Source organism: Sphingomonas sp. OTU376 (assembly GCF_038440415.1).
Taxonomy (GTDB): domain Bacteria; phylum Pseudomonadota; class Alphaproteobacteria; order Sphingomonadales; family Sphingomonadaceae; genus Sphingomonas; species Sphingomonas kyeonggiensis_A.
In genome coordinates this window covers 54,936-81,678 of sequence record NZ_JASATQ010000011.1, presented here as the reverse complement: position 1 = coordinate 81,678, position 26,743 = coordinate 54,936, and the positions used below count along the sequence as shown (strand labels likewise).

Sequence of the window (26,743 nt, the reverse complement as noted above, 5' to 3'; positions counted from 1 at the left end):
GATGGAGTGAGCATTGGAAGGCAACGCAGTTCTGGATGAGTTTCGTGCTGCAGGTGCGTTGCTCGAAGGTCATTTCATCCTGTCTTCCGGGCTTCGTTCGCCCATCTTCCTGCAAAAGATGCGTATTTTCGAGGACCCTGCGCGAACCGAGCGTGTGTGCAGTGCACTAGGAAAGTTGATTCGCGCGTCGTTCGGCGAAGTCGACATGGTCGTCTCGCCCGCGATCGGCGGAATCATTCCCGGCTACGAGACGGCGCGGGCACTTGGCTGCAAGGCCGTGTTCGTTGAGCGCGAGGACGGCGAATTCCAGCTGCGCCGCGGCTTCGAGATTCCCGAAGGTGCGCGGATCGTGATGGTCGAGGACATCGTAACCACGGGCCTGTCGTCGCGCGAATGCATCGCCGCGATCCGCAAGCATCCCGGAAACCTGCTCGGCGCCGCCTGCATCGTTGACCGCTCGAACGGTACCGCGGACGTCGGCGTGCCGCTCGTCTCGCTGCTCAAGATGGACGTGCCCGCCTATCCGGCCGACCAGCTCCCGCCCGAACTGGCCGCGATTCCCGCGACCAAGCCGGGCAGCCGCGCGATTGCCTGAGGTGGGCGGTCCGCTTCGCCTGGGCGTGAACATCGATCACGTCGCGACCGTGCGCAACGCGCGCGGCTCGGGCTATCCCGATCCGGTGCGCGCCGCGCTGCTCGCGGTCGAGGCGGGTGCCGATGGCATCACCGCGCACCTGCGCGAGGATCGCCGCCACATCACCGATGACGACATCGCCCGGCTGGTCGACCAGCTGACCGTGCCGCTCAACCTCGAGATGGCGGCGACCGAGGAGATGCTGGCGATCGCCCTGCGCGCGCGTCCGCACGCGGTGTGCATCGTGCCGGAGAAGCGCGAAGAACGGACCACCGAGGGCGGGCTCGATGCCGCCGGGTTGCACAACCATCTCGCGCCGATGGTCGAGAAGCTGCGTGCCAATGGCAGCCGCGTCTCGCTGTTCATCGAGCCCGACGAGCGCCAGATCGACGCGGCGCTCCGGCTGGGCGCCCCGGTCGTCGAGCTGCACACCGGCCGCTATTGCGAGCTGGAGGAGGGCGCGCGCGAGGCTGAGCTCAAGCGCATCGCCGATGCCGCCGCGCTGGCGGTGAAGGCGGGGCTGGAGCCCCATGCCGGCCACGGCCTGACCTTCGACAATGTGATCCCGATAGCGGCGATCCCGCAGATCATGGAGCTGAACATCGGGCATTTCCTGATCGGCGAGGCGATCTTCGATGGCCTGGCACCGGTGATCCGCCACATGCGCGCGCTGATGGACGCGGCGCGGTGAAGTCGCCACGCCGCGCGCCTATCGGGCTTGCGCTGGTGTCACTGCTGCCGCTGCTGCTCGCCGTCCGGGCGGCATTGCTTCCGATCGAGATTCTCTACGGCAAGATTCCCGACCCTCCCGGCGATCTGCTTCTCAGAGCGATAGTGCGTGCAGGAATTATCCTTGCCCCTGCGATACTCTTCCAGGTCCTGGCCTGGATCAGCTATGTGCGCGGGAACGGCATCCGGTGGTGGCTGTTCCTGATGCTGCTCGCCGCCCCGGCCAGCATTTTGACCTTTCTCTGGACGGGACCCTAGATGATCCTCGGCCTCGGCTCCGACCTCTGCAATATCGAACGCATCCAGAAGTCGCTGGACCGTTTCGGCACACGTTTCGAGCAGCGCAGCTTCACCGATCGCGAGATCGCCAAGGCGAAGACCCGCCCGCACAATTATGCCGCCACGCTCGCCAAGCGCTTCGCCGCCAAGGAGGCTTTCTCCAAGGCGGTGGGAACCGGGTTCAAGGCGGGCGTGTTCATGAAGGACATCGGTGTCGTCAACGCGCCCTCCGGCGCGCCTACGCTGGCATTGACCGGAGGCGCGAAGGCGAGGCTTGACGCCATCACCCCTCCGGGTCACGTCGCCAAGGTGCATCTGACGCTGACGGACGATCATCCCTGGGCGTTCGCCATGGTGATGATCGAGGCGGTGAAGGAAGGTTGATGGGGGCGGACGAGCTCGCGTTGAGTCACGAAGCGTTCGAGGAAGAGGCCGAAGCCCGACCGCACACCGACTGGTGGGCGGAGGCGCGCGGCATCCTGTGGCTCGTGCTCGCCGTGCTCGGCTTCCACAGCCTGATCGCCAAACCCTTCTTCATTCCCAGCGAATCGATGCTGCCCGGGCTGCTGGTCGGCGATCGGCTGGTCGTCACCAAATATCCCTATGGCTATAGCTGGGTGACGCCGACCTTCCATGTGCTGCCGCACATGCCCGGCCGCATCCTGGGACGCCTGCCCGAGCGCGGCGACGTGGTGATCGTCACCCCGCCCGGCACCAATACCGACTATATCAAGCGGGTGATCGGCCTGCCCGGCGACATGATCGGGGTGCGTGGCGGCATCGTCTATCTGAACGGCAAGGCAGTGCCCCGCCGCGCGATGGGCGATCGCTACATTCCGGTCGATACCAACACCCGCTGCGACGACGACCATTATCACGGCTTCCTCGTCACGCGCGGCGGCAAGCAGTTCTGCCGCTTGCCGATCTTCCGCGAGACCCTGCCCAATGGCCGGTCCTACGACACGGTCGATCTCGGCTTCCGTGCGGGGCGCGGCGACAATTATCCCGAGATCCGGGTGCCCCAGGGCAAGGTGTTCCTGATGGGCGACAATCGCGACAATTCGGCCGACAGCCGCTTCCCGCTCTCGCAGAACGGGCTGGGCGGGCCGGTGCCCTGGGAGAATATCGGCGGTCGCGCCGAGTTCATCACCTTCAGCCTCGACGGCAGCGCCAGCTGGAACCCGCTGACCTGGCCCAAGTCCTTCCGTCCCGGCCGCGCCGGCACCACGCTCCACCCCCAACGGGATAACCAGTGATGAGTGATGCGCTCGAATCCGCGAAGGTCCATGTCGTCCAGGAGCCGGGCCCCAACGAGCTGCGCGATCCCGTGGTCCGCGCCGAGCTGAAAAAGGCGAGCGTCTGGTTCGGCCTCGGCATCGCGGTGGCGCTGTTCGTGCTGCTGGTCCAGCCGATCCTGATCATCTTCGGCGGCCTGGTCTTCGCCTCGATGCTGGATGGCGGCGCGCGCCTGCTCGGCCGCATCCTGCCGATCCCGCGCACGCTGCGCATCGTCATCGTCATCCTGCTGGTGATCGCCTTTTTCGGCGGCATCTTCTACCTGACCGGCATGCAGATCGCTGCTCAGGCGGAGCAGCTGCGCACCACGCTGGAAGTGCAGGCCAACAAGGTGGCGCAATGGGTGGCCGAGCTCGGGCTGATGCCGGGCCGTTCGGATCTGACCGGCCTGGCCAAGGAGGCGCTGGGCAGCGTCGGCAAGCTGACCTCCGCGGTCGGCTCGGTGTTCGGCGCGGTCTCCTCCTTCCTGATGATCGTGATCATCGGCCTGTTCGTGGCGCTGGAGCCGCGCATCTATGAGCGCGGGCTGCAATGGCTGGTGCCGAGCGATGCGCGCGACGCCTTCGCCGTCACGATCAGCCGCATGGCGACGACGATGCGCCGCCTGCTCGCCGGGCGCCTGCTCGGCATGCTGTTCGAAGGCGTGCTCACCGCGATCCTGCTGTGGTTCGCCGGCGTGCCGATGGCGCTGCTGCTCGGCATCATCACCGGCGTGCTCGCCTTCATCCCCAATATCGGCGCCTTCATCTCGGGCGTGATGATGGTCTCGGTCGGCTTCAGCGCCGGCACCGAGACCGGCATCTGGGCGATCATCATCTATTTCGGCGTGCAGAATTTCGACGGCTATGTCGTGCTGCCGCTGGTCGCGCGCCGCACGGTCGACATGCCGCCGGCGCTTACCCTGTCGTCGCAGATCCTCGCGAGTACCCTGTTCGGCGTGCTCGGCCTGGCGCTGGCCGATCCGATCGTGGCGATGATCAAGGTCGCGCTGGAGAGCGAGGCGGAGCGCGCCGCCCGCGCCGCCGACGAACAGGGTCCGCGGGTCAAATGGCGGGTGCGCCTGCGCAAGGGCTATGACCAGGATGCACCCACGCCGCTCGAGCCACCGACGAGCGCGGCATGATCCTCTACGATTATTTCCGCTCCTCGGCTTCCTACCGCGTCCGCATCGCGCTGAACCTCAAGGGCGTGGCGGTCGGGCGGCGCGACATCCTGCTGCTCGAGAACCAGCAGCGCAGCCCCGAGCACCTTGCCCGCAACCCGCAAGGTTTCGTGCCGGCGCTGGAGGCGGATGACGGCCATGTCATCACCCAAAGCCTGGCGATCCTCGACTGGCTCGACGCGCGCTATCCGGAGCCGAGGCTGATTCCCGCCGATCCCGATGCCCGCGCCGCCGCGCTGGCCCGGGCGCTGGTGATCGCGGCGGACACCCACCCGCTCAACAACCTGCGCGTGATGCGTCGGCTGAAGGAAATGGGCGTGGACGAGGCGGGGCGGAACGACTGGACTCGCCACTGGATCGCCGAGGGCTTCGCCGCGCTGGAAGCGATGGCCGGCGACGGCCCGTTCCTCGGCGGCGCGGCCCCCGGCGTGGCCGACCTGTTCCTGGTGCCCCAGATGTACAATGCCCGGCGCTTCGACACGCCGCTGGATGCCTTTCCCCGGCTGGTCGCGATCGACGCGGCCTGCGCCGCGCTGCCCGCCTTCGCCGCTGCCCGTCCCGACGCCGTGGCGCCGAAGTGAGGCGCCTGGGGATCGCGGCGGGCTTGCTGCTCGCCGCGCCGGCCTTTGCCCAGGACCGTGATCCCGATGAGATTGTCGTCACCGGGCGCGGGCTGGAGGCGCCTCCGGGCGATGCCGCCTATGATGTGGTGACGATCGATCGTGCGCGGATCGCCGGCACCGCCAGCGGCCGGCTCGAAGATGCGCTGCGCGATGCTGCCGGGCTCGCCCAGTTCCGCCGTTCCGATTCGCGTTCGGCGCATCCGACCTCACAGGGCATTACGCTGCGCGGCCTGGGCGGCAATGCCTCGAGTCGGGCGCTGCTACTGCTCGACGGCGTGCCCCAGGCCGATCCGTTCGGCGGCTGGGTCGCCTTTCCGGCCTATCTCCCCAATCGTCTCGCCGGCGCCCGCATCGTCCGGGGCGGCGGCAGCGGCTATGCCGGGCCGGGCGCGCTGGCCGGCACGATCGAGCTGGAGAGTGGCAGCCCCGCACAGCTCGGTGCCCTCGGCCTTGATGCGCTCTATGGCAGCCGCGACAGCATCGACGTCTCGGGCGTCGGCGCGGCAACCCTGGGGCGCGGCTTCGTCACGCTTGCCGGCCAATATGCCCGAGGCGACGGTTTCACGCCGATCGTCGAGGGTGATCGCGGCCCGGCGGATCGGCCGGCGCCCTATGAGCAGGCGGCGGCGGCGCTGCGCGCGGTCACCGACCTTGGCGGCGATGTCGAGCTGCAGGCCAATCTTTCCGCCTTTACCGACCACCGCGATCGCGGCGTCGATTTCACCCGGGTGAAGAGCGAGGGCGCCGATGCCAGCATCCGCCTTGTCGGCCGCGGCACCTGGGGCTGGTCGGCCCTCGCCTATCTACAGACGCGCGGTTTCGCCTCGGGCTTTGCCAGCGTCAACGATACGCGGACCACGGCGACCGCCACGCTCGACCAATATGCGGTGCCCGCTACCGGCATCGGCGCGCGCTTCGAGATCGCCCCACCCATTGGCGGCGGGGTGACCCTGCGTCTCGGCAGCGACCTGCGCCGGGTGTCGGGCCAGACCGAGGAGCTGTTCACCTATGTCGCCGGCCTGCCCACTCGCCGCCGGGGCGCGGGCGGCGAGAGCCTGACGGTGGGCGGCTTTGCCGATGCCAGCTATGAAAGCGGTCCGCTGACGCTCAGCCTGGGCGGCCGACTCGATCATTGGGACATTACGGGCGGATCGCTGCGCGAGACTTCGCTGGCACCGGGACCGGTGCTGACTGACAGCCGCTTCCCCGATCGTCACGGCTGGGAAGCCACCGGACGGGCCGGTGCGGCCTGGCGATTCGGCGCAGTGACCCTGCGCATGGCCGGCTATCGTGGCTGGCGCCTGCCGACACTCAACGAGCTCTACCGTCCCTTCCGGGCCGGTGCCGACGCGACTGCGGCGAACGCCGCGCTCGATCCCGAGCGGCTGACCGGTGCGGAGGTCGGTGCCGACTGGCGGCCGAGCCGCACGCTCAGCTTCCGTACGACCGGTTATTGGAACCGGCTCGACGGCGCGATCGCCAATGTCACGATTGCCCAGGGCCCCGGCACCTTCCCCGGCGTTGGGTTCGTCTCGGCGGCGGGCTTCTATCGCCAGCGCCGGAATCTCGACGCGGTGACGGCGAAGGGCGTCGAATTCGACGGCCGCTGGACGTCGGGCGATCTCAGCCTGGGGGCTTCCTATGCCTATACCGATTCGCGGGTTTCCGCCTCGGGCGTGTCCGCGCCGCTCGACGGGCTTCGCCCGGCCCAGACCGCGCGCCACCAGGCGAGCGCGACTCTCGGTTGGAGCCGGGACGATGCCGGCGCCTCGCTGACCGCGCGCTACGCCGGGCCGCAGTTCGAGGACGACCAGAACACACGAACCTTGAAGGGCGCCTTCACGCTCGACGCCGGTGCGGTGCTGCCGCTCACGCGCAGCTTCGCGCTCCAGGCGCGGGCAGAGAATATCTTCGATGCCGAGGTCCAGGCCGGGATCAGCGGGCCCGGCGTGATCGAACGCGCCCTGCCTCGGACCTTGTGGCTGGGGGCGAAGATCCGGCTGCGGTGATCGATCTTCGTCATCTCGGCTTCCGCCGGGATGACGGCTACTTCTCCCCAACCAGCCGATCGAACAGCGCGAGATATTCCGCGATCGGATCGCCGCTCACCGCGACCGGCGCGGGCCGCACCGCGTCTGCACGCAGCCAATGGTCCAGTGCCGCGACCAGCCCCTCGGCGTCCTCGCGGTCGATCACCGTTCCCAGTTCGGGCGCATGGACGATCTCGCGCACTGCAACACTCGATTCGGTCGAGACCACCGGCGTCCCCACCGACAGCGCCTCGCGCAGCACGCCGGGTACGCCTTCATAGTCCGAAGTCAGCACCGCCACTGCCGCGCCTTTCAGAGCGGGCAGCGGATCGCCGGCATGGCCCGGCATCGTCACCCGGTCGCCGAGCCCCAACGCCGCCACCTGCGCTTCGAGTTCCGCGCGAGCGCCGCCTTCGCCGAGCAGGAGGAGCTTCACCTGTTGATCCACCAGCCGGGGCAGGGCGGACAGCAGCCGGTCCCAGCGCTTCTGCGGTTCGAGCCGGCCGACGCCGATCAAATAGCGTCCGTCGGGCAAGGTCACGGGTGCCGCGCCGGCGATCGTAGCGGCCGGTGGATTGGCGATGACGCTCACCCGCGCGGCAGGCATGCCCATTTCGGCGATCGCTTCCGCCGCCATCGCCGGGGTCATCGCCACGACATGGTCGAGGAAGCGTGGGTGGAGCTTGAGCCACTGGCGATAGCGCCAGGCGGCGCCCGGAGAGAGCTCGGGGCGCACCAGCGCGTTCGAGACCTTGCCGACGATCGGCGGCGATGTGCGGCCCAGCCGCAGGCGCGCGAGCGCGGTGACGCCGGTATAGCGATTGCCGGGACAGAACAGGATATCCGGCCGTACCCGCCGCACCTCGCCGGCAAGCCGGAACAGCGCCTGATATCGCGGGTCGCCCAGTTCGATCAGGTCGATTCCGTCTGGGATCTCGGCGGCCAGCGGTCCCTCGCGGCTGCCCAGCACCAAGGTCACCCGGCGCCCCTGGCGCAGCCACCCGGCAGCCATGCGCAGCATCGCCCGCTCCACACCGCCGCCCTGCAAGCGCTGGGCATAAGTGAGGATGTGATGGGCGGTTTCAGGATGGGTGCAGTGCAACATAGACCTTGCGAATTGCCACTCTTACGCCCAAATCGCCCCCGCAATAAACCGCATTCTGCTGTCACCAGCCAATTTCGCGTCGTGTGAACTGGGGGCTGCAAAGCCGCATGGCGCCGGTAAAGTACTGTAATATGCCGGTTATTTAGGCAGCGGATACGAATCAGTGAACGAACCCAGTTTGGAGGCTTCGGTGAACACGAGCGTTGTCGAGGCCGTTCCCCTTCCGGGCGCGCCCGACCTTGCGGGCCTTGAGCCCGTCGAAAAGATCAAGCGTCGCTGGCCGGCGCTCGTCGGCGGTGCGCTGACGCTGCTGATGATCGTAGCGCTTGGCCGCGAGCTGTTCGGCTCGGGCTTGGCCGGCCTGTACCGCACGCTGCCGACCAACCCGCTCTTCTATCTGGTCTTCGCGCTCTATTATGTGGGGCCGCCGACCTTCGACTATATCATCTTCAAACGGCTGTGGCAGATTCCGCTCGCCGGACTCGCCGCGCTCCACAAGAAGCGCATCTCGAACGAAGTGCTGTTCGGCTATTCGGGTGAGGCCTATTTCTACGCCTGGGCCCGCCAGCGCACCCAGATGGTCGCGGCGCCCTTCGGCGCGGTGAAGGACGTCATGATCCTGTCGGCGATCGCGGGCAACGCGATCACCTTTGTGATGATGATCCTCGGCTTGCCGCTCTATCTGGGGCTGGTGCCGCCGCAGTGGAAGCTGGCGGTGATCGGATCGGTCGGGGTGCTGGCGCTGATGTCGCTGCCCTTCCTGCTCTTCTCCAAGCGCGTCTTCTCGCTGCCCCGCCGCGAGCTGTGGTGGGTGTTCATGGTCCACTGCATCCGTATCCTCACCGGATCGCTGCTCGTCGCCATCGCCTGGCATCTGGCGATGCCGAACGTATCGATCGGCGTGTGGCTGATGATGGCCGCCGGCCGCCTGCTCGTCTGGCGCCTGCCGCTGGTGCCGAGCAAGGAAGCCGCCTTCGCCGCGATCACCGGGGTGGTGATCGGCCAGGGCTCGGCGATGTCCGAGCTGATGGCGCTGATCGCCGGACTCACCCTTCTCGCCCATGTCACGCTGATCGGAGGGTTCAGCGTCCAGGCCCTGCTCATGAGGAACAAGCAGCAATGATCCGCGTCCTGACCGCCAGCACCGCCGCCCTGCTCGCCTTCGCCGCGAGCCCGGCCGCCGCGCAGCAGGATCCGGTCGACGGCACCTGCGCGATCCCCGGCGGTGCGCGGCTCTATGTCAACGTCACCGGCCTCAAGGACCGGACCGGCCGGCTCAAGGTCGAGCTCTATCCGCCGAACGAGGAAGACTTCCTGCGCGACGACACCTCGCTCAAGAAGGAAGGCAAGCCGTTCCGCCGCGTCTGGGCGTCGGTGCCGCAGTCGGGCCCGGTGCGCATCTGCATCCGCGCACCCCAGGCCGGCACCTGGGCGGTGCTGTTCACGCATGACCGCGACGGCAAGAACAAGTTCAACTTCTGGGAGGACGGCGCCGGCTTCGCCAGCAACCAGAAGCTCGGCCGCAGCCGGCCCAAGGTACGCCAGGCGCTGGTCAATGTCGGCCCGGCTGGTGGACAGATCACGATCAAGGCCCAATATCTGAGGGGCCTGGGCGGCTTCGGCCCGCTCGACGACTAGGGAAGGTGCGGCGGATGCGCATCGTCGACGTCAACGAGTTCTACTCCCCCACCGGCGGGGGCGTACGCACCTATCTCGATCGCAAGATGGGGATCATGGCCGATATGGGCCATGAGCTGACCGTGATCGCCCCCGCGCTCGAATCGAGCGTGGAGGAGCGGCCCGGCGGCGGCCGCGTGATCTGGGTGAAGGCGCCGCCGCTGATCCTCGATCGCAACTACGGCATCTTCGTCAAGGACGAGCCGGTCTGGAACCTGCTCGACGAGCTGAAGCCCGATATCGTCGAGACCAGCTCGCCCTGGCTGCCCGGCTGGACCGTGGCGCGGTGGAAGGGCGATGCGGTGAAGGTGTTCTTCGCGCATGGCGACAATATCGGCGCCTATCCGCAGCGCTGGCTCGACAGCGTGGCGACGCCGATCCAGGTCGAGCAGGCCTTTGCCTGGTACACGCGGTACATGAACCGCTTCCTTGCGTCCTATGACGCGTTCGTCACCAACGGTCCGGCGCTCGCCAAGCGTTTCCGCCGGCGCGGCATGCATGTCGATGCATCGATGCCGCTGGGGATTGAGCGGCAATGGTTCTCGCCCGACCTGCGAGACGAGAAGCTGCGCGTGGCGTTGCTCGCCCAGCTCGGCCTGCCGCCCGAGGGGCATCTGCTGCTCGGGCTCGGCCGGCATCACAAGGAAAAGCGCTGGCCGCTGGTGATCGACGCGGTCGAGGCGGCGGCGAACGACCTGCCGGTGGGGCTGATGCTGATCGGCGACGGCCCGCAGCGGCGCCAGCTCGAGGAGCGGATCGCCGGCAGCCCGCACATCAAGATCTTCCGCCCGGTCTATGACCGGGTGCGCTTCTCGCGGATCATGGCGAGCTGCGACGCGCTGATCCACGGCTCGGACGCGGAGCCGTTCGGACTCGTCGCCTCGGAAGCGCTTGCCTCGGGCCTGCCGCTGATCGGGCCGGACGAGGGCGGCTTCGCCGAGATCGCCGATCCGCTGTTCGCCGAAACCTATCGCGCCCGTGACGCCTATTCGGCGGCTGACGCGATTCGCCGCATGTTCGGCCGCGAGCAGACGATCCTGCGCAATGCCGCGCGCATCGCCGCCGGCAAGGTCCGCAGCGACGCCGATCACGCCGCCGAGCTGATGACCTATTATGCCGGCTTGCTCGAAGCCAGGCGCGGCGGCGTCGACTTGCGGGCTTCCGGCAACTCGTAGACCGAGATGTAGAGATCGCCGAGCGGCCAGCGGCCCCGCAGGCGATAGCCCAGCTCGTCCATCCGCTTCACCGCCAACTGGTGCGATTCCGCGCGCTCGCCATAATAGGCCGGGCGCATCACCACGATCTCGGGCGGGTTGGCGAAGATCCGGTTGATCTCCTCGAGCTGATCGACGCCCAGCGCGCCATTCTCGCGCTCGCGCGACAAATGGCTGGGGAAGATCCACGGCGTCACCGTGCAGCGATCGGTATAGCTGTAGAGGATGGCGTTGCCCGAATAGACGTACATGCAGCCGCTGCCCTTGCCGATGCCATCGGCGAGCGCTTCGAGCTGCTCGGCATTTCCGCGGTGCCACTTGGCGCTCCAGGCGGTATACTCGCCGCCCAGGCCCGCTGCGAGCAGCATCACCGGCGCCACCCATTTTCGGCCGAATTCGGTGCCGCCCAGATATCCGGCACAGCACAGGCTGGCCGGCACCAGCACCGGCAGGGCATAATGGTTGAACCAGCTGCCGAACACGAGCAGCCCGATGACGGCGGCGATCAGCCAGCCGAAGAACAGCGCGCGCACCGGATGCTCGCTCGGGTCCTTCACCGGCACATGGCGCGACAGGCCCGAGACGATCAGCAGCAGCCCCAGGATCAGCGCGATCTTCAGGAAGGCGCGCAGCAGCACCAGGGGCGGATCGCTCAGCCGGTCCACGATCGAACCGAAATTGGCGTAGAACCAGGCCTCGCCATGCCCCATCAGGATGAACACGGCCCAGACGATCAGCGTCGGCAGCCACACCGCCGCTGCCCACAGGCAACCGCGGCGCAGGATATGGGCGATGCTGGTGCCCAGCCGCATCTCGCGCCACATCAGCCAGATGCCGAGGAACATCGCCTCGAACACCACCGAATACTTCACCTGCATCGCCACGCCGACGATCAGCATGGCCAGCGTGCCGCGATGGATGCGGCGGCGGTCGCCGCTCTGGTCCTCGGGCTTAGGCACCACCAGCAGGAAGGCCCAGGCCATCAGCAGGTTGTAGAAGACCGGCGCCTGGCCACCCTGGCCATCGGCAAAGTTGATCATGAACAGATAGAGCAGGGCCGCGATCAGCGCACCGCGTTCCCAGCCGGCCTTTTCGGCAAGCCGCGCGATCAGCATGGCGGTGCCCACCACACAGGCCAGCGCCATCGCCTGATATACCCAGATTCCCGCCGGCACGCCGAAGGCGGCGGGCAGCAGGTAGATCAGGAACAGGCCGACGGGCTTGCGGTCCCACACATCGACAAAGGGCACCGCGCCGTGCAGCATCTGCTGCGCCGTGACGAAGTAGAATTCCTCATCGACATGGACCACCGGGTTCCCGAAGGTCAGCGCGCGCACCACGACGGCAGCAAGCAACAGGATGGACCAGCGCGGCAGCTGGGCGAACCCTGTGGTGAGGTCGGTCAGGCGAGTCGTCCGGCTCCCCAGCACTTCGGACTTGCTTGCCATCAGGAGCGCGAAGCCCCGGGCGGAAGGTGATGCGGCATGGAGTCTGGTCAGGGCCTTGTTGCTTGCGACGTGCGCTGTGCTTAGCGTCCATGGCGCACGCTGTCACGAACTCGACACGCAGGCCCGGCAAGGCTTGCGACGAAATAGCTTGGGAACGCCTCAAAATGACACTGCGCATCGATCGCCGCTCGCTCATCCTCACCGGCACGCTCGGCCTTGGCGCGCTGGCCATCCCGGGCTTCGCGCTGGCGCAGAGTCTGGCGCGCGGCTTCACCCATTCGGTTGCCAGCGGCGAGCCGGGACCGGACACGATGCTGCTGTGGACGCGCTATGTCCCGGTCAGCGGCGGCCCGGTGAAGCTCAAGGCCGAGATCTCGAAGACCGAGGATTTTGCCAGGATCGTCTCGGGCGGCGAGCAGATCACCGGCCCGTGGCGCGATCACACCGCCAAGATCACCGTCCAGGGCCTCGAGCCCGGCACCGACTATTTCTATCGCTTCGTGGCGCCGGACGGCAGCTTCTCGCCGGTCGGCCGCACCAAGACGCTGCCAGTCGGCAACACGGCCAGGTTCGGCATCGGCATCTTCTCCTGCTCGAACCTGCCCTTCGGCTATTTCAATGCCTATGGCCACGCGGCGGCGCGCAAGGACATCGACCTGTGGGTCCATCTCGGCGACTATCTCTACGAGTATAAGGCGGGCGGCTATGGCCCGAAGGACGGCCCCGTCGGCGGCCGATCGCCCGAGCCGGCCGGCGAGATCATCCTGCTCGCCGATTATCGCCTCCGTTATGCCAGCTATCGCTCCGATCCGGACCTGCAGGAGCTGCACCGCGTCAAGCCGATGCTCGTCCAGATGGACGATCACGAATCGGCCAACAACAGCCGCGAGATGAGCGCGCAGAACAACCAGCCCGGCGAAGCTGACTGGAACGATCGCAAGGCGGCGGCGCTCCAGGCGTTCAAGGAATGGATGCCGGTCTCGGAAACGCCCTGGGGCAGCTATGACATTGGCGGCCTCGCTACCCTGTTCCGCACCGAGAGCCGGTTGCTCTATCGCAGCGACGAGCCCGAGCTCGGCCCGCTGTTCCGCTCGGCCGATGCGCAAAAGGCGTTGATCGAGTTCCGCGACGGCGCGCTCCAGGATCCGGCGCGCACCATGCTCGGCACCGAGCAGGAAGCCTGGCTCGGCCATGCGATGAAGAAGTCGGTGCGCGCGGGCCAGAAGTGGCAGGTGGTCGGCTTCGGCACGATCATGGGCAAGCAGCGCATGCCCGAGAATGCGATGGACTGGATCAAGGCCGATGCCGGCGCCGGCACCAAGGCCTATGTCCAGGCCGGCGTCACCGCGAGCAAGCTCGGCCTGCCGTCGGACCTCGACAATTGGGGTGGCTTCCCGGCGGCGCGTGCGCGCTTCCTCAAGTCGGCCCAGGCGGCGAACGCCAATCTGCTGGTGATCTGCGGCGACAGCCACAATGCCTGGGCGTTCGACCTTGGTCAGGACGGCAAGCCGGCCGGCGTCGAGTTCGCCGGGCACAGCGTCACCTCGCCGGGCTATGAGAATGGCAGCAGCACCGATCCCAGGATCATTGCCGCCGCGCTCGTGGCCACCAATCCCGAGCTGAAATGGTGCGACACCAGCCGCCGCGGCTATATGGCGCTCACGCTGACGCCGGAAAAGGCGACCAACGACTGGGTGTTCATGGACACCATCCTCCAGCGCACCACCAAGGCGAGCGTCGGCCATACCGCGACGGTGACGCGCGGCCGGAACGTGATGGCCTAGGCCAGCAGCAACGCCGCTGCCAGGATCGCCGCCCCGCCCAGCAGCGCGGCGGCGATCCATCCGGTTCCGGTGCGGATTGCCGCTGCTGTAGCCGCGTCGCCAACCGGCTCCGCCTCGATCCGCCGGATCGCCGCGCGCACCAGCCGGGGTGCATCGTCGCCCAGCCCGGCCAGCGTCCAGGCGAGCATCCCGCCGCTCGCCGCCAGCCGGCCCGGCGCGAAGCGCTCCGCCACCAGCCGCGCCTGCGCCCGCCGGATCGCGCCCGACAGGTCGAAGCCCGGCGCGATCCGCGCCAGCACCCCGTCCATCGTCATGAAGGCCTTGAACACCAGCAGCAGGTCGGGCGGCATCACCAGCCCTTCCTCGCGCAGCAGCCGCAGGAAATCGGGCACCATCTCGGCCATCACGATCCGCCCGCCGCCATGGCGCTGGACGATCTGCTCGGCGGCGCGGTCGATCGTGCGACGGGGCACGCCATGCCCTTCGGACCAGAGCGCCAGCGTCTCGGCCAGTGCGCGCGGATTGCCCGAGGCGAGCGACATCACAAAGCCCAGGAATTCCTCGCGCCGCCCCGGCCCTACATGGCCGATCGATCCCAGGTCGAGCAGCGCCAGCCGGTTGCCGGGCAGGCACAGCAGATTGCCGGGATGGGGATCACCGTGGAAGCGGCCATGGATCAGCACCATCTCGATGACGAGGTCGGCGCCGAGCTCGGCGATCGCGCGCGGGTCGATCCCGCGTTCCTGCAGTGCTTCCGCCGAGAGCGGCTTCACCCCCTCGATATAGTCCATCACCAGCAGCGTCTCGCTGGTCCACTCCCAATGGATCTCGGGCACTACCGCGCCGGGCTGGTTGGTCAGGTCGGCGCGGATGCGATCGGCGTTGCGCCCTTCCTGGGTGAAGTCGAGCTCCTCGAGCATTGCCTGGCGCAGCTGCCGGGCAAGCGCGACCGGCTCGAAGCGCCGCGCCTCGGCGCTGCTCCGCTCGACCAGGGCGGCGAGCTCGGCGATCAGCCGCATGTCCGCTTCCATCGCCTTGCGGATGCCCGGGCGGCGGACCTTGAGCACCACTTCGCGCCCGTCCGTCAGTTGCGCGCGGTGGACCTGCGCCATCGATGCGGCGGCAAGCGGTATGGGGTCGAAGCGGGCGAAGGCGGCTTCGGGCCGCTCGCCCAGCACCTCTTCAACCGCCGCCCGGATCGTTTCGAAATCGAGCGTCGGCGCATCGCTGTGGAGCTGCTCCAGCTCGGCGATCCATTCGGGCGGCAGCAGGTCGCCGCGCGTCGCCAGGATCTGGCCGATCTTGACGAAGCTCGGCCCCAGCGCCTCCAGCGCCAGCCGGGTGCGGCGGGGCAGGGGCACGCCGCCATCGGGTTCGTCGCCTTCGCCGGCGAAGCCCAGCCGGGCAAGCAGCACGCCAAGGCCGAAGCGGGTGGCGACCCCGGCGATCTCGCGAACGCGGTGCTGGTCTCGGGCAGTGGCGGCAATCAGCTTGATCATGCCCCGCCAACGCGAGTGCCGGACGAACGCTCCCTAGCCGGTGCGGCCTTCGAGCTTCAGCAGATAGTCTTTGGCGTCCAGCCCGCCGGCGAAGCCGGTGAGCTTGCCGGTCGATCCGATCACCCGGTGGCAGGGCGCGACGATCGAGATCGGGTTGCGGCCATTGGCGGCACCTACGGCACGGGATGCCTGGGGGCGGCCGAGCTTCATCGCGATCTCGCCATACGACCGCGTCTCGCCGAACGGGATGGCGAGCAGCTCGGCCCAGACCGATTTCTGGAAATCGGTACCGCGGAAATCGAGCGGAAGGTCGAACGCCGTCCGGCTGCCGGCGAAATATTCCTTCAGCTGTGTCTCGGCAGCGGCCAGCACGGGATGATCCGCGCCTTCGGCAACCGCGCCCAGCTTCACGCGATCGGGGGAGTCATTCTCCCACAGGATCGCCACCAGCCCCTTGCCGCTGGCGACCAGGGTGAGGTCGCCGACCGGCGAGGGGATCGTCTTGCTCGACAGGGTCATCGGGTTTCTCCTTCCCTGTCGATATGGCCTGCGCCGGGCCGAGCTACTTCCCGGCGCTTGCCACCAAAGCCTCAGTCGAGCGACTTGCTGGCCTGCTCGAACATGTCCTTGCTCAGCCCCGGCGTCGCGACGATCCGCTCCAGCTCGGCGCGCATCTTGGCGGCGCGGCCCGCGTCGAAGCGCTTCCAGCGGCCGAGCGGCGGGACCAGCTTGGCGGCGGTCTGCGGGTTGAGGCGATCGAGCGCGATCAGCTGGTCCGCCACGAAGCGATAGCCGCGACCGGACACGTCGTGGAACGCCCGCTGGTTGACGCTGAACGCACCGATCAGCGCACGGGCGCGGTTCGGATTGGCGAGGGTGAAGTCCTTGTGGTTCGCCAGTGCCTCGACGGCCTGCGCCGTATCGTCGCGCGAGGACAGCGCCTGGGTCTGGAACCACTTGTCGAGGACCAGAAAATTGCTCTGGTAGCGTTGGTAGAAGGATTCGAGCGCCTCTGTGCGTTTTTCCGAATTGCCGTTTACCAGCGTGGTAAGCGCGCCCTGGCGGTCGGTCATGTTGTCCGCCGCCTGGAACTGGCCATAAGCGAGCTCGGCCGCGTCCGCCGCGCCGCTGGCGGCGATATAGCCGAGCGCCACCGTCTTCACCCGGCGCGCGCCCTTGGCCGCGGGCGAATATTCGAAGCGATTGGCCTGCGCCCCGTCATAGGCCGCGCGCCACTCCGCATTGAGCGCCTTGCCGAGATCGCCGCGCAGCGCCTCGCGCGCCGCGAAGATCGCGTCGGGATCGACTACGCCCATCTGGTCGCCGATGAAGCTGTCCGACGGCAGCAGCACCGCCTCGGCGATGAACGCCTGGTCGAGCGACGCGTCGGTGAGCGTGTTGCGCACCGCCTCGATCACCGCGCCATGCTCGCCCTTGCCGCTGGTCACCGCGGCGACCAGCGTATCGAGCATCAGCTGCTGCATCGCCTCGTAGCGGGCGAAGGGATCGTCATCATGCGCCGAGAGGAAGGCGAGGTCCTTCGCCGTCCGGTTGGTCTCGACGATCACCGGCGCCGAGAAGCCGCGGTTGATCGACAGCACCGGCGTCTCGGAGAGGTTCTCGAACACGATCTCCTGCGCCGCGTCCTTCAAAAGCACCAGCTGCTCGTCGCACATCGGCCGCCCGGTCACGCCGCCGAACAGCTTGAGCTTGAGCGGCAGCACCATCGGCTCCTTGACCGGCTGGCCCGGCGTCGGCGGCACGCTCTGGGCGAGCTTGAGACGCGCGCGCCCGCCTTCCTGGGTCAGGTTGGCCGAGACGCGCGGCGTGCCCGCCTGGCTGTACCAGCGGCGGAACTGGGTGAGGTCGACGCCGCCGGCCTCTTCCATGCAGCGCACGAAATCCTCGCAGGTCGCCGCCGTGCCGTCGAACCGGTCAAAATAGAGATCGGTCGCCGCGCGGAACTTCTGCGGGCCCAGGATGGTCGACATCATCCGGATCACTTCGGCGCCCTTGTTGTAGATGGTCGCCGTGTAGAAGTTCGAAATCTCGATATATTCGTCCGGGCGCACCGGATGCGCGAGCGGCCCCGAATCCTCCGGGAACTGCGAGGCGCGCAGGCCGCGCACATCCTCGATCCGCTTGACCGCCTTGCTGCCCTGGTCGCCCGAGAAGCTCTGGTCGCGGAAGACAGTGAAGCCTTCCTTCAACGAAAGCTGGAACCAGTCGCGGCAGGTCACGCGGTTGCCCGACCAGTTGTGGAAATACTCATGCGCGACCACCGCGGCGATCGCGTCATAGTCATAGTCGGTCGCGGTGTCGGGATCGGCGAGGATGTAGCGGCTGTTGAAGACGTTCAGCCCCTTGTTCTCCATCGCGCCGAAATTGAAATCATCGACCGCGACGATGTTGAACACGTCGAGATCATATTCGCGACCATAGACGCTCTCGTCCCACGCCATCGACAGCTTGAGCGCGTGCAGCGCGTGATCGGTCTTGGGCAGATCGGCTTCGCGCACCCAGATGCCGAGATCGACCTTGCGGCCGCTCATCGTGGTGAAATGCCCCTTGTTCGCCACCAGGTCGCCGGCGACCAGCGCGAACAGATAGCTCGGCTTGGGGAAGGGATCATGCCACTCGGCCCAGTGGCGCCCGTCTTCGGCATCGCCCTGGGCGATCGGATCGCCATTGGCGAGCAGCACCGGGAAGCGCGCCTTGTCGCCGGTCATGCGGACCTTGTACTTCGACAGCACGTCCGGCCGGTCCGGGAAGAAGGTGATGCGGCGGAAGCCCTCGGCCTCGCACTGGGTGCAGAGCATGCCCGAGGAGGCGTAGAGCCCCTGCAGCTGGGTGTTGCGCTCGGGCGCGATCGTCACGACCGTCTCGATCACATGGGCGGTGCCGGTGAGCGGGATCACCAGGTCGGGCCCGTCCATCGTCCAGCCCTGCGCCTCGACGCCGTCGACGAGCACCGATTCCGCCGCCAGCGCATCGCCGTTGAGCACCAGCGGGCGATCATGCGCGCCGTTACGCTCGACCTTGAGCGTTGCGCGGACCTTGGTCGCGGTGGGGTCGAGATCGAAGTCGAGCGCGATCTCGGGAACAAACCAGTCCGGCGCGCGATAGTCTTCGCGGCGAATGATCTGCGGGGTCTGCGGTGCGATACGTGCGTCTGCCATGATCCCTCGGATATAGGGGCAACTATTGGATTGGGGACACCTAATTTGGTCGGGATCCCGGCTATTTTGTATCGTCATCCCCGCGCAGGCGGGGATCCATTGGCGTTGCGACCTGTGAGACTCACTGCGGCCAGCCAGAATGGATCCCCGCCTGCGCGGGGATGACGGCAGGTTTCAACGGCTCGCCGCGACTTCAATCTCCGCGCGCCGTAACGATATCTGCCGACTTGCGCCTGCGCCAAGCCGTGCTACCGAAGCGATATACCGAGTTTCTGCCGAGAGGTTCCCCCCAACATGATCCGCAACTCCACGCCGCTCGCCCTTGCGCTGTCGCTGGCGATGCCCGCCTATGCCCAGGATGCGGCCCCGGCACCTGCGCCGACTCCGACCGCCGCCGAGCGCAATGCGATCATCAATGCCGAGCTGCCGGCCGACCAGGCCGCGCTCAAGAGCCATGTGATGTTCCTCGCCTCGGACGCGCTCAAGGGCCGGGAGGCAGGCAGCAACGAGTTCAACATCGCCGCGCAGTACGTCGCCTCGCAATTCTATGCGGCGGGCCTCAAGCCGGCCGGTGACGACGGCGGCTACCTCCAGAACGTGCCGCTGATCAGCGCCAAGCTCGACGGCCCGGGCACCCTGTCGCTCACTCGCAAGGGCGGCACGCCGGTCGCGCTCGAATTCGGCAAGGACTTCGTCTCCTCGGCCAATCCCGAGACGCCCAATTACACCGTCACCGCGCCGGTGGTGTTCGTCGGCTATGGCATCGTCGGCCAAGGCCGTGACGACTATAAGGGCGTCAATGTGAAGGGTAAGATCGTCGCCTATTTCGGCGGCGCGCCCGAGAGCTTCCCCGGCGAAGTCGCCGCGCATTTCTCCAACCCGGCATCCAAGTCGGAGATCGCCGCCAAGCATGGCGCGGTCGCCACGATCACGCTCGAATCGCCGCGCACCGCCAAGACGCGCCCGTTCAGCGTCTATGCCGGCGCGGTGGCGCGCGCGCGCTTCACCTGGGGCAATGCCAACGGCACCGGTCATATCGCCGCGCCGGGCACGCCTTCGGCCGGCACGGTCAGCCTGGTCGGCGCCGAGAAGCTGTTCGCCGGGGCCAAGCAGAAATGGGCCGATATCGCCAAGGCGGCGGAAGCCGATGACGCGAAGTTCAAGGCCGAGGCGCTGCCGGTGAGCATCACCGTCGCCGCCAAGACCGCGCTGACCCCGGTGCAGAGCTACAATGTCGCCGGCATGCTGCCGGGCAGCGACCCGGCGCTGTCGAAGGAAGTCGTGGTCCTCTCGGCGCATCTCGATCACATCGGCGTCGGCCGCCCGGACAAGACCGGCGACACGATCAACAACGGCGCGCTCGACGACGCCGTCGGCATCGCCTCGCTGATCGAGGAAGCCAAGCGCTTCAAGACGGCGGGCACCAAGCCGCGCCGCTCGATCCTGTTCCTCGCGGTTACCGCCGAGGAGAAGGGCCTGGTCGGCTCGGACTATTTCGCCAACAACCCCACCGTGCCGCTGTCGAGCATCGTCGCCGATGTGAACCTCGACATGCCGATCATCACCTACAAGTTCCAGGACATCGTGGTGTACGGCGCCAGCCACTCGACGCTCGGCCCGATCGTCGAGCGCGCCGGCAAGGCGATCGGCGTGCCGCTGTCGGACGATCCGCTGCCCGGCGAGAACATCTTCGTCCGCTCGGACCATTACAACTTCGTCCGCAAGGGTGTGCCCTCGGTCTTCCTGTGGCCGGGTGCCGGCGGCCCGGGCCGCGCGGCGATCGATCACTTCATGAAGAACCACTATCACCAGCCCTCGGACGAAGTCGGCCAGTTGCCGGCGATCGACTGGGAATCGGGCGTGCGCTTCGTCGATGTGAACTATCGCATCGCGCGCGAGATCGCCGATGGCGACCAGAAGCCGGTGTGGAACAAGGGCGACTTTTTCGGCCTCACCTATGAAGGCGCGGGCGCCAAGTGATGATGAAGCGCGCACTCCTGCTCGCCGCGACCCTGCTCGCGGCGACTCCCGCTTTCGCCCAGGACCTCAGCAAGGACGAGGCGGCGCTCAAGGCGCATGTCCAGTTCCTCGCCTCGGATGCGATGAAGGGCCGCGACACCGGTTCGCCGGAGCTGACCATCGCCGAGCAATATGTCGCGGCGCAGATGCTCGCCGCCGGGCTCAAGCCGGCGGGCGTGGACGGGACGTGGTTCCAGCCGGTGCCGCTGGTCGCCTACAAGTCGGCCGATCACGGCACGCTCGTCATGACCCGGGGCGGTGTCCAGACCCCGCTCGAATGGGGCAAGGACTATGTCGCCCGCGCGGTGCCGTCCAACCCCAAGGTCGCGGTTGCCGGGCCCGTGGTGTTCGCCGGCTATGGCAGCGAGGCCGAATATAAGGGGCTGAACGCCAAGGGTGCGATCGTCGCGGTGCTGCGCGATTCGCCGCACGACCTGCCGAGCGACATCCGCGCGCATTCGTCGCAGCCCGACCAGCAGGCGGCGGTTGCCGCTCGCCATGGCGCGGTCGGCGTGATCCTGCTCGAGGGCAATGCCCGCCACGCGATCTTCCCGTTCGCGGTCAGCGTCGGCTATGCGCAGAGCGAGGCGATGACCTGGGCCGGATCGGACGCGGGCGGCGGCGCGCCGCCCTTCGCCTATCTGGGCTTTGACGGCGCGGCGAAGCTGTTCGCCGGCTCGAAGATCAAGTGGGACGCGGTGCTCGTCGCCGACAAGGCGGACAAGAAGCTGCCCACCGGCGCGATCGGCGTGACGATCACCGGCACCGCCAACACCGCGATCCGCAAGCTCAGCGCCAACAATGTCGCCGGCCTGCTGCCGGGCACCGACAAGGCGGGCGAATATGTGGTGATCTCCGCCCATCTCGATCATGTCGGCGTCGGCAAGCCCGATGCGAAGGGCGACACCATCTATAACGGCGCGATGGACAATGCCGTGGGCACCGCCTCGATGCTCGAGGTCGCCCGGCGTTTCCAGGCATCGGGCAAGGCGCCGAGCCGCTCGATCCTGTTCGTCGCGGTGACGGCGGAGGAGAAGGGGCTGGTCGGCTCCGAATATTTCGCCGCCAACCCGACCGTGCCCAAGGGATCGATCGTCGCCGACGTCAATCTCGACATGCCGATCCTGACCTACAATTTCGTCGATCTCGTCGCCTATGGCGCGGATCGCAGCACGGTGGGCAAGATCGTCGAGCAGGCCGCGGCGGCCGAGGGCGTCAAGCTGGTGCCTGATCCCACGCCAGAGGAAGCGAGCTTCGTCCGCTCGGATCACTACAGCTTCGTCAAGGCGGGCATCCCCGCGGTCTCGCTCGATCTCGGGCCGGGCGGCGAGGGGGCTGCCGCGACCAAGGAGTTCCTCGACAAGCACTACCACCAGCCTTCGGACCAGGTGGAGCTGATCAACTGGAAGCAGGGGCTGCGCTTCGTCGGCCTGAACTATGCGATCGCCCGCGCCATTGCCGATGGCGCGGACAAGCCGGTGTGGAACAAGGGCGACTTCTTCGGCACGCTGTACAAGGGCCCGATGGCTAAATGATCCTGCGCCGCCTCCTCCTCGCCGCCGCGCTGCTCGCGGCACCGCTCGCGCATGCGCAGACGGCGCCCCAGCCGCTGCCGCCCGAACAGGCGGCGCTGAAGGGGCATGTCCAGTTCCTTGCCTCGGATGCGATGCGCGGGCGCGAGGCGGGGACGCGCGACTATGAGATCGCGGCCGAATATGTCGCGGCGCAGATGCTCGCGATCGGGCTGCAGCCGGGGGTGGAGGGCAGCTGGTTCCAGCCGCTCAAGCTGGTGGCGTTCAAGCCGGCCGAGAAGGCGAAGTGGAGCCTGGTGCGCGGGTCGAGCGAGATCCCGCTCCAGTTCGGCATCGATTTCGTCAACACCCCGGCGCCGGCGACCCCGGACTTCAAGGCCGAGGGCGGGATGGTCTTTGCCGGCTACGGCATCGTCTATCCCGAGGGGAAGCGCGACGACTACAAGGGGCTCGACGTGAAGGGGAAGATCGTCGCGATCCTCCCCGGCGTGCCCAAGGGGCTGCCCAACGAAGTCGAGGCGCATTTCGGCGACGACGAGCAGAAGGCGGCGATCGCGCAGGCCAAGGGCGCGGTGGCGGTGGTCGTGCTGGAGTCCGTCGCGCAGCGCGAGCAGTTCCCGTTCGAAGCGATCGTTCCCTATTACGACTATGAGCGGAACAGCTGGGCGCGGCCGGACGGCACCGCCTTCGCCATCGCCGCGGGGGCGCCGCCGGTCGGCTATGTCGGCGGCACCGGCGCCGAGAAGCTGTTCCAGGGCGCGAAGATCAAATGGTCCGAGGTGCTGGCCGCCGAGCGCAAGGGCACGAAGATCCCGACCGGTCCGCTGATCGGCACGCTCAAGGTGGCGAGCAAGACGCGGCTGGTGACCCAGTCGACCCGCAACGTGGTCGGGATGATCCCGGGCAGCGATCCCGCGCTCAAGGGCGAATATGTCGTGCTCTCCGCGCATCTCGATCATGTCGGGGTGGGCGACGCGGTGAACGGCGACCGCATCTATAATGGCGCGATGGACAATGCGGTGGGCGTCTCGACGATGCTCGAAGTGGCGCGCAAGTTCATCGCCTCGGGCGAGAAGCCGAAGCGCTCGATGCTGTTCGTGGCGCTGGCGGGCGAGGAGAAGGGGCTGCTCGGCTCCGACTATTTCGCGCATTATCCGCCGGTGCCGAAGGACAAGCTGGTTGCCGACGTCAACATGGACATGCCGATCCTCACCTATCCGCTGGTCGATGTGGTGGCGCTGGGCGGCGAGCGCTCGAGCCTGGGGCCGGTGATCGCGGCGGCGGCGGCTACCGAGGGACTGAAGGTCGTGCCCGATCCGAGCCCGGAGGAGATGTTCTTCGTCCGCTCCGATCACTACAGCTTCGTCAAGTCGGGCGTGCCGGCAGTGTCGCTCGATACCGGGCCGGGCGGGCAGGGCGCCGAGGCGCAGAAGAAGTTCCTGGCCGAGAATTACCACAAGCCCTCCGACCAGATCGACCTGCCGTTCGACTGGAACTCGGCCGCCAAGTATATGCGGCTGAACTATGCGATCGCCCGCACCCTCACCGACGCGCCCGAGCGGCCGCGCTGGAACAAGGGCGATTTCTTCGGGGTCCAGTTCGGGGGCTATGGAGCGGAGTGACCTCTGCCCCCCTCCCTGGAAGGGAGGGGCCGGGGGTGGGTGGATTCCCGCGATGGGGCGGCCATTGCATCTTTGGCGGCAGTATTGCCTGGACGCGACCCACCCCTCGATCCCCTCCCTTCCAGGGAGGGGAAGCTAGATGCGGCTGCTGGTGTTCGGTCCGGGCTATAGCGCCAGCCGCCTGATCGCGCGGCTGGCGGGACAGGCGGAGATCGCCACCGTCACCCGCGAGGACTTCGCCGGGCGGGCGGGCGAGATCGCGGGTGCCACGCACATCTTCTCCACCGTTCCGCCGGGCGAGGATGACCCTGTCCTCGCCGCGTACGGCGCGCAGATCGCCACGTCGGGCGCGTGGATCGGTTATCTCTCCTCGACCGGCGTCTATGGCGATACCGGCGGCGCCTGGGTGGACGAGACCGCCCCCACCGGCACCGGACGCCGGACCGCGCGCAGCAACGCTGACGCCGCCTGGCTGGCGCTGGGTGCCCGCGTCTTCCGCCTGCCCGGCATCTACGGCCCCGGCCGCTCGCCGCTCGACCGCATCCGCGCCGGCGAGGCCAGGCGGATCGACGTGCCGGGGCAGGTGTTCAGCCGGGTGCATGTCGAGGATATCGTGGGCGGCGTGATCGCCGGGTTCGACGGTCCGCCCGGCGCCTATAACCTTGCCGACGATTGCCCCGCGCCGCAGAGCGACGTCCTCGCCTATGGCTGCGCGCTGCTCCGCCTGCCGGTTCCGCCGCTGGTGCCGCTCGAACAGGCAAACCTCAGCCCCCAGGCCCGCGCCTTCTATGCGGAGAACCGGCGCGTCGCGAACGGGAAGGCGAAGCGCATTCTCGGCTGGCGCCCGCGCTATCCGGATTACCGGTTGGGCCTGCGCGCCTTGAGCGCCACGACCAGCCCGGCGACCACCAGCACCGCGCCGCCGGCCGCCAGCCACGACCAGCGATAGCCCTCGAACAGGGTGGAGAAGAGCATCGCGATCACCGGGATCAGTACCCCGGTATAGGCCGCCTTGGCCGGGCCGATCGTGCGGATCAGCCGGAAATAGAGGCTGAAGCTCACCGCCGATCCCAGCACGCCGAGATAGAGGATGCCGCCGGCATAGCTCGGCCGCCAGTCGAACACCGGCGCGCCGACCGTGGCGAGCGCGAACAGCGCGTCGAGCACCGCGCCGCTCAGCATCGCCCAGCCGAGCATCGTCGCCATCGGATAGGCCCTGGCGGTGCTCGTCGCCTGCATGACATTCGCCACCGACGCGCACATCACGCCGCCCAGCGCGATGCCGATGCCGAGCAGCGCCGCATGCGGCCCGACCGCGCTCAGCCGCGCCTCATGGACGAACAGCAGCGCGACGCCTGCCACCGCGATGGCGGAGCCGATCACCAGCTGGCGGCCCATCTTCTGGCCCAGGAAGATCCGCGCCAGCACCGCATTGGGCACCAGCAGCAGCGCATAGACCACCGCGACCACGCCCGAGGTGATGTACTGCTCCGAACGGTAGACCAGGTTGAAGTTGAGCACGAACTGCGCGAGCCCGAGCAGCACCGCGAAGCCGATGCCGCGCGTATCCATCGCCAGGCGCTCGCCGCGCAACAGCGCCCAGCCGAGCATCGTCACGCCCGCCACGGTGAAGCGATAGGTCACCGACCAGCTCGGCGGCACCACCAGCAGCTGGTCGCGGATCACGATCCAGGTCGAGCCCCAGATCAGCGTGACGATCGCGAACGGGATCAGGACGCTGAGGCGCGTCGATTGGGGAGCTGGTTCCGCGCTCACAGCGCCGCGATGGCGTCGGCCAGCGGCCGGATCGCGTCCTCGCTCTGGTCCCAGCTGGTCACCAGCCGCACTTCGCCTTCGGCCCAGTCGTAGAAGTCGAAGCCGAGCGCACGCAGCGCCGCGGCTTCCGCCGGGCTCACCTTGAGGAACACTTCGTTGGCCTGGACGGCGTGCACCAGCCGCTCGCCCGCCGCCTGCGCCAGCAGCGCCGCGCCGGCATTGGCCGCGCGGCCGTGGCGGAGCCACAGATCGTCCTCGAGCAGCGCGAGGATCTGCGCCGCCAGATAGCGGCCCTTGGAGAAGAGCAGCCCTGCGCGCTTGCGGCGATAAAGCGTGGCGTCCGCCAGCTCGGGCTTGAAGAACACCAGCGCCTCGGCGCTCATCCCGCCATTCTTGACGAAGCCGAAGCTCAGCGCGTCGACGCCCGCGCGCCAGGTCACGTCACCCGGATGGCAGCCGAGATGCGCGACGGCATTGGCGAAGCGCGCGCCGTCCATGTGCAGCCCGAGCTTGCGGTCCTTCGCCAGCGCCCCGATCGCCGCGACCTCGTCGGGCGTATAGGCCAGGCCATATTCGGTCGCGTTGGTGATCGAGATCGCGTGCGGCTGGACCTGGTGGACGTCCGGCCGGATCGGATCGATCACCGCGCGGATCGCGTCCGGGGTCAGCTTCGAGCCTGCGCCTTCGCCGACCAGCAGCTTGGCGCCGTGCGTGTAGAATTCGGGTGCGCCGCATTCGTCGACATTGATGTGCGCATCGCGGTGGCAGACCACGCCGCCATAGGGCGGGCAGAGCGCCGCCAAGGCGAGGCTGTTCGCCGCCGTGCCGGTCGGCACCCAGAGCGCGCGCACCGCAGTGCCGAACAGGTCCGAGAACGCGCTGTCGAGCGACTGCGAGTATTTGTCGCCGTCATAGGCGGTGTCGAGCTGGTTCACCTTGCCGAGCGCGGCGAAGACCTCGGGGCAGACGGCGGCGGCGTTGTCGGAGAAGAAGCGCATGGCCGGTCCATGCGAGGACCGCGCACCAAGGTCAACAAACCAGTGCCGCAGCCAGGTCCCTCACTCGTTCCCGTTACCCCAGTCGTATAGCGATGTGCTGCTTTCATCCCTGCCGGAGGGCGGCCCGCCGCCCCTGA

23 protein-coding genes are annotated in these 26,743 nt (G+C 67.9%); 16 read left to right on the top strand and 7 right to left on the bottom strand.

The genetic code is table 11. The features are described from left to right. Positions 1 to 13: 13 nt before the first annotated feature. Genes pyrE through AAHM44_RS07200 form a run of 8 tightly spaced genes read left to right on the top strand, consistent with a single transcriptional unit; the run spans position 14 to position 6,732 of the window. Complete coding sequence (gene pyrE, locus AAHM44_RS07235; protein ID WP_269573096.1) at positions 14 to 595, top strand: orotate phosphoribosyltransferase; 582 nt, start codon at positions 14 to 16, stop codon at positions 593 to 595. Between the two features lies 1 nt (position 596). After that, positions 597 to 1,325 carry a pyridoxine 5'-phosphate synthase gene (locus AAHM44_RS07230; protein WP_342249533.1) on the top strand — a complete coding sequence of 243 codons (729 nt, stop codon included), beginning with the start codon at positions 597 to 599 and terminating at the stop codon, positions 1,323 to 1,325. Then, positions 1,322 to 1,621 (top strand): hypothetical protein, encoded by a 300-nt coding sequence (locus tag AAHM44_RS07225; RefSeq protein WP_342249532.1) that lies wholly within the window; start codon positions 1,322 to 1,324, stop codon positions 1,619 to 1,621. The genes AAHM44_RS07230 and AAHM44_RS07225 overlap by 4 nt, the downstream gene beginning before the upstream one ends. Next, the gene (gene acpS / locus AAHM44_RS07220) at positions 1,622 to 2,026 is read left to right on the top strand and encodes a holo-ACP synthase (protein WP_184164049.1); all 405 of its coding nucleotides are present in this window, start codon (positions 1,622 to 1,624) and stop codon (positions 2,024 to 2,026) included. Further along, a complete protein-coding gene (lepB, locus tag AAHM44_RS07215) occupies positions 2,026 to 2,898 on the top strand; it encodes a signal peptidase I (RefSeq protein WP_269573093.1) in 873 nt (290 codons plus the stop codon). Before acpS ends, lepB begins: the two co-directional genes overlap by 1 nt. After that, the gene (locus AAHM44_RS07210) at positions 2,898 to 4,061 is read left to right on the top strand and encodes an AI-2E family transporter (RefSeq protein ID WP_342249531.1); all 1,164 of its coding nucleotides are present in this window, start codon (positions 2,898 to 2,900) and stop codon (positions 4,059 to 4,061) included. The genes lepB and AAHM44_RS07210 overlap by 1 nt, the downstream gene beginning before the upstream one ends. Beyond that, positions 4,058 to 4,681 (top strand): maleylacetoacetate isomerase, encoded by a 624-nt coding sequence (maiA, locus tag AAHM44_RS07205; RefSeq protein ID WP_342249530.1) that lies wholly within the window; start codon positions 4,058 to 4,060, stop codon positions 4,679 to 4,681. The genes AAHM44_RS07210 and maiA overlap by 4 nt, the downstream gene beginning before the upstream one ends. Next, entirely contained in the window at positions 4,678 to 6,732 is a 2,055-nt protein-coding gene (locus AAHM44_RS07200) for a TonB-dependent receptor (protein ID WP_342249529.1), read from the top strand. Before maiA ends, AAHM44_RS07200 begins: the two co-directional genes overlap by 4 nt. 37 nt (positions 6,733 to 6,769) lie before the next feature. Here AAHM44_RS07200 and AAHM44_RS07195 read toward each other — a convergent pair whose 3' ends face one another. Further along, the gene (locus AAHM44_RS07195) at positions 6,770 to 7,858 is read right to left on the bottom strand and encodes a glycosyltransferase (RefSeq protein WP_342249528.1); all 1,089 of its coding nucleotides are present in this window, start codon (positions 7,856 to 7,858) and stop codon (positions 6,770 to 6,772) included. A 190-nt stretch (positions 7,859 to 8,048) separates the two neighbouring features. Here AAHM44_RS07195 and AAHM44_RS07190 point away from each other — a divergent pair, with 190 nt between their 5' ends. Genes AAHM44_RS07190 through AAHM44_RS07180 form a run of 3 tightly spaced genes read left to right on the top strand, consistent with a single transcriptional unit; the run spans position 8,049 to position 10,710 of the window. Next, entirely contained in the window at positions 8,049 to 8,981 is a 933-nt protein-coding gene (locus AAHM44_RS07190) for a hypothetical protein (RefSeq protein ID WP_184164067.1), read from the top strand. Then, the gene (locus AAHM44_RS07185; protein ID WP_184164070.1) at positions 8,978 to 9,496 is read left to right on the top strand and encodes a DUF2141 domain-containing protein; all 519 of its coding nucleotides are present in this window, start codon (positions 8,978 to 8,980) and stop codon (positions 9,494 to 9,496) included. The genes AAHM44_RS07190 and AAHM44_RS07185 overlap by 4 nt, the downstream gene beginning before the upstream one ends. 14 nt (positions 9,497 to 9,510) lie before the next feature. Next, entirely contained in the window at positions 9,511 to 10,710 is a 1,200-nt protein-coding gene (locus AAHM44_RS07180) for a glycosyltransferase (RefSeq protein ID WP_269573088.1), read from the top strand. Here AAHM44_RS07180 and AAHM44_RS07175 read toward each other — a convergent pair. Beyond that, complete coding sequence (locus tag AAHM44_RS07175) at positions 10,647 to 12,197, bottom strand: ArnT family glycosyltransferase (RefSeq protein WP_342249527.1); 1,551 nt, start codon at positions 12,195 to 12,197, stop codon at positions 10,647 to 10,649. The genes AAHM44_RS07180 and AAHM44_RS07175 overlap by 64 nt on opposite strands. A 164-nt stretch (positions 12,198 to 12,361) precedes the next feature. Between AAHM44_RS07175 and AAHM44_RS07170 the strand changes: the two genes are divergently transcribed. Continuing rightward, on the top strand, positions 12,362 to 13,981 hold the full coding sequence (locus AAHM44_RS07170; protein WP_342249526.1) for an alkaline phosphatase D family protein: 1,620 nt from the start codon (positions 12,362 to 12,364) through the stop codon (positions 13,979 to 13,981). Here AAHM44_RS07170 and AAHM44_RS07165 read toward each other — a convergent pair. From AAHM44_RS07165 to pepN, 3 genes are all read right to left on the bottom strand, one after another. Continuing rightward, the gene (locus tag AAHM44_RS07165; RefSeq protein ID WP_342249525.1) at positions 13,978 to 15,480 is read right to left on the bottom strand and encodes an ABC1 kinase family protein; all 1,503 of its coding nucleotides are present in this window, start codon (positions 15,478 to 15,480) and stop codon (positions 13,978 to 13,980) included. The genes AAHM44_RS07170 and AAHM44_RS07165 overlap by 4 nt on opposite strands. A 33-nt stretch (positions 15,481 to 15,513) precedes the next feature. After that, a complete protein-coding gene (locus AAHM44_RS07160) occupies positions 15,514 to 15,999 on the bottom strand; it encodes a methylated-DNA--[protein]-cysteine S-methyltransferase (protein ID WP_342249524.1) in 486 nt (161 codons plus the stop codon). A 71-nt stretch (positions 16,000 to 16,070) separates the two neighbouring features. Continuing rightward, complete coding sequence (gene pepN / locus AAHM44_RS07155) at positions 16,071 to 18,659, bottom strand: aminopeptidase N (protein WP_342249523.1); 2,589 nt, start codon at positions 18,657 to 18,659, stop codon at positions 16,071 to 16,073. A gap of 294 nt (positions 18,660 to 18,953) precedes the next feature. On the opposite strand from pepN, the gene AAHM44_RS07150 reads away from it, so the two are divergent. The 4 genes from AAHM44_RS07150 to AAHM44_RS07135 all read left to right on the top strand — a co-directional run bounded on the left by AAHM44_RS07150 (position 18,954) and on the right by AAHM44_RS07135 (position 24,781). Further along, a complete protein-coding gene (locus AAHM44_RS07150; protein ID WP_342249522.1) occupies positions 18,954 to 20,639 on the top strand; it encodes a M28 family metallopeptidase in 1,686 nt (561 codons plus the stop codon). Between the two features lie 2 nt (positions 20,640 to 20,641). Beyond that, positions 20,642 to 22,213 carry a M20/M25/M40 family metallo-hydrolase gene (locus AAHM44_RS07145; RefSeq protein WP_342249521.1) on the top strand — a complete coding sequence of 524 codons (1,572 nt, stop codon included), beginning with the start codon at positions 20,642 to 20,644 and terminating at the stop codon, positions 22,211 to 22,213. Next, positions 22,210 to 23,832, top strand: a complete 1,623-nt coding sequence (locus AAHM44_RS07140) for a M28 family metallopeptidase (RefSeq protein ID WP_342249520.1) — start codon at positions 22,210 to 22,212, stop codon at positions 23,830 to 23,832. Before AAHM44_RS07145 ends, AAHM44_RS07140 begins: the two co-directional genes overlap by 4 nt. A 139-nt stretch (positions 23,833 to 23,971) precedes the next feature. Next, positions 23,972 to 24,781: an NAD(P)-dependent oxidoreductase gene (locus tag AAHM44_RS07135; RefSeq protein ID WP_342249519.1), complete on the top strand. Its 810-nt coding sequence runs from the start codon at positions 23,972 to 23,974 to the stop codon at positions 24,779 to 24,781. On the opposite strand, the gene AAHM44_RS07130 is transcribed toward AAHM44_RS07135, so the two are convergent. Both AAHM44_RS07130 and AAHM44_RS07125 read right to left on the bottom strand, forming a co-directional pair. After that, positions 24,691 to 25,608: a DMT family transporter gene (locus tag AAHM44_RS07130; RefSeq protein WP_342249518.1), complete on the bottom strand. Its 918-nt coding sequence runs from the start codon at positions 25,606 to 25,608 to the stop codon at positions 24,691 to 24,693. The two genes, AAHM44_RS07135 and AAHM44_RS07130, sit on opposite strands and share 91 nt — an antisense overlap. Continuing rightward, the gene (locus AAHM44_RS07125) at positions 25,605 to 26,606 is read right to left on the bottom strand and encodes a threonine aldolase family protein (protein ID WP_342249517.1); all 1,002 of its coding nucleotides are present in this window, start codon (positions 26,604 to 26,606) and stop codon (positions 25,605 to 25,607) included. The genes AAHM44_RS07130 and AAHM44_RS07125 overlap by 4 nt, the downstream gene beginning before the upstream one ends. Positions 26,607 to 26,743 lie beyond the last annotated feature (137 nt).

Coding starts and splice junctions, on each gene's coding strand:
- acpS (WP_184164049.1), top strand. CDS start 1,622: ATGATCCTCGGCCTCGGCTCCGACCTCTGCAATATCGAACGCATCCAG.
- lepB (WP_269573093.1), top strand. CDS start 2,026: ATGGGGGCGGACGAGCTCGCGTTGAGTCACGAAGCGTTCGAGGAAGAG.
- AAHM44_RS07210 (WP_342249531.1), top strand. CDS start 2,898: ATGAGTGATGCGCTCGAATCCGCGAAGGTCCATGTCGTCCAGGAGCCG.
- maiA (WP_342249530.1), top strand. CDS start 4,058: ATGATCCTCTACGATTATTTCCGCTCCTCGGCTTCCTACCGCGTCCGC.
- AAHM44_RS07195 (WP_342249528.1), bottom strand. CDS start 7,858: ATGTTGCACTGCACCCATCCTGAAACCGCCCATCACATCCTCACTTAT.
- AAHM44_RS07185 (WP_184164070.1), top strand. CDS start 8,978: ATGATCCGCGTCCTGACCGCCAGCACCGCCGCCCTGCTCGCCTTCGCC.
- AAHM44_RS07180 (WP_269573088.1), top strand. CDS start 9,511: ATGCGCATCGTCGACGTCAACGAGTTCTACTCCCCCACCGGCGGGGGC.
- AAHM44_RS07175 (WP_342249527.1), bottom strand. CDS start 12,197: ATGGCAAGCAAGTCCGAAGTGCTGGGGAGCCGGACGACTCGCCTGACC.
- AAHM44_RS07170 (WP_342249526.1), top strand. CDS start 12,362: ATGACACTGCGCATCGATCGCCGCTCGCTCATCCTCACCGGCACGCTC.
- AAHM44_RS07165 (WP_342249525.1), bottom strand. CDS start 15,480: ATGATCAAGCTGATTGCCGCCACTGCCCGAGACCAGCACCGCGTTCGC.
- AAHM44_RS07160 (WP_342249524.1), bottom strand. CDS start 15,999: ATGACCCTGTCGAGCAAGACGATCCCCTCGCCGGTCGGCGACCTCACC.
- pepN (WP_342249523.1), bottom strand. CDS start 18,659: ATGGCAGACGCACGTATCGCACCGCAGACCCCGCAGATCATTCGCCGC.
- AAHM44_RS07150 (WP_342249522.1), top strand. CDS start 18,954: ATGATCCGCAACTCCACGCCGCTCGCCCTTGCGCTGTCGCTGGCGATG.
- AAHM44_RS07145 (WP_342249521.1), top strand. CDS start 20,642: ATGAAGCGCGCACTCCTGCTCGCCGCGACCCTGCTCGCGGCGACTCCC.
- AAHM44_RS07140 (WP_342249520.1), top strand. CDS start 22,210: ATGATCCTGCGCCGCCTCCTCCTCGCCGCCGCGCTGCTCGCGGCACCG.
- AAHM44_RS07135 (WP_342249519.1), top strand. CDS start 23,972: ATGCGGCTGCTGGTGTTCGGTCCGGGCTATAGCGCCAGCCGCCTGATC.
- AAHM44_RS07125 (WP_342249517.1), bottom strand. CDS start 26,606: ATGCGCTTCTTCTCCGACAACGCCGCCGCCGTCTGCCCCGAGGTCTTC.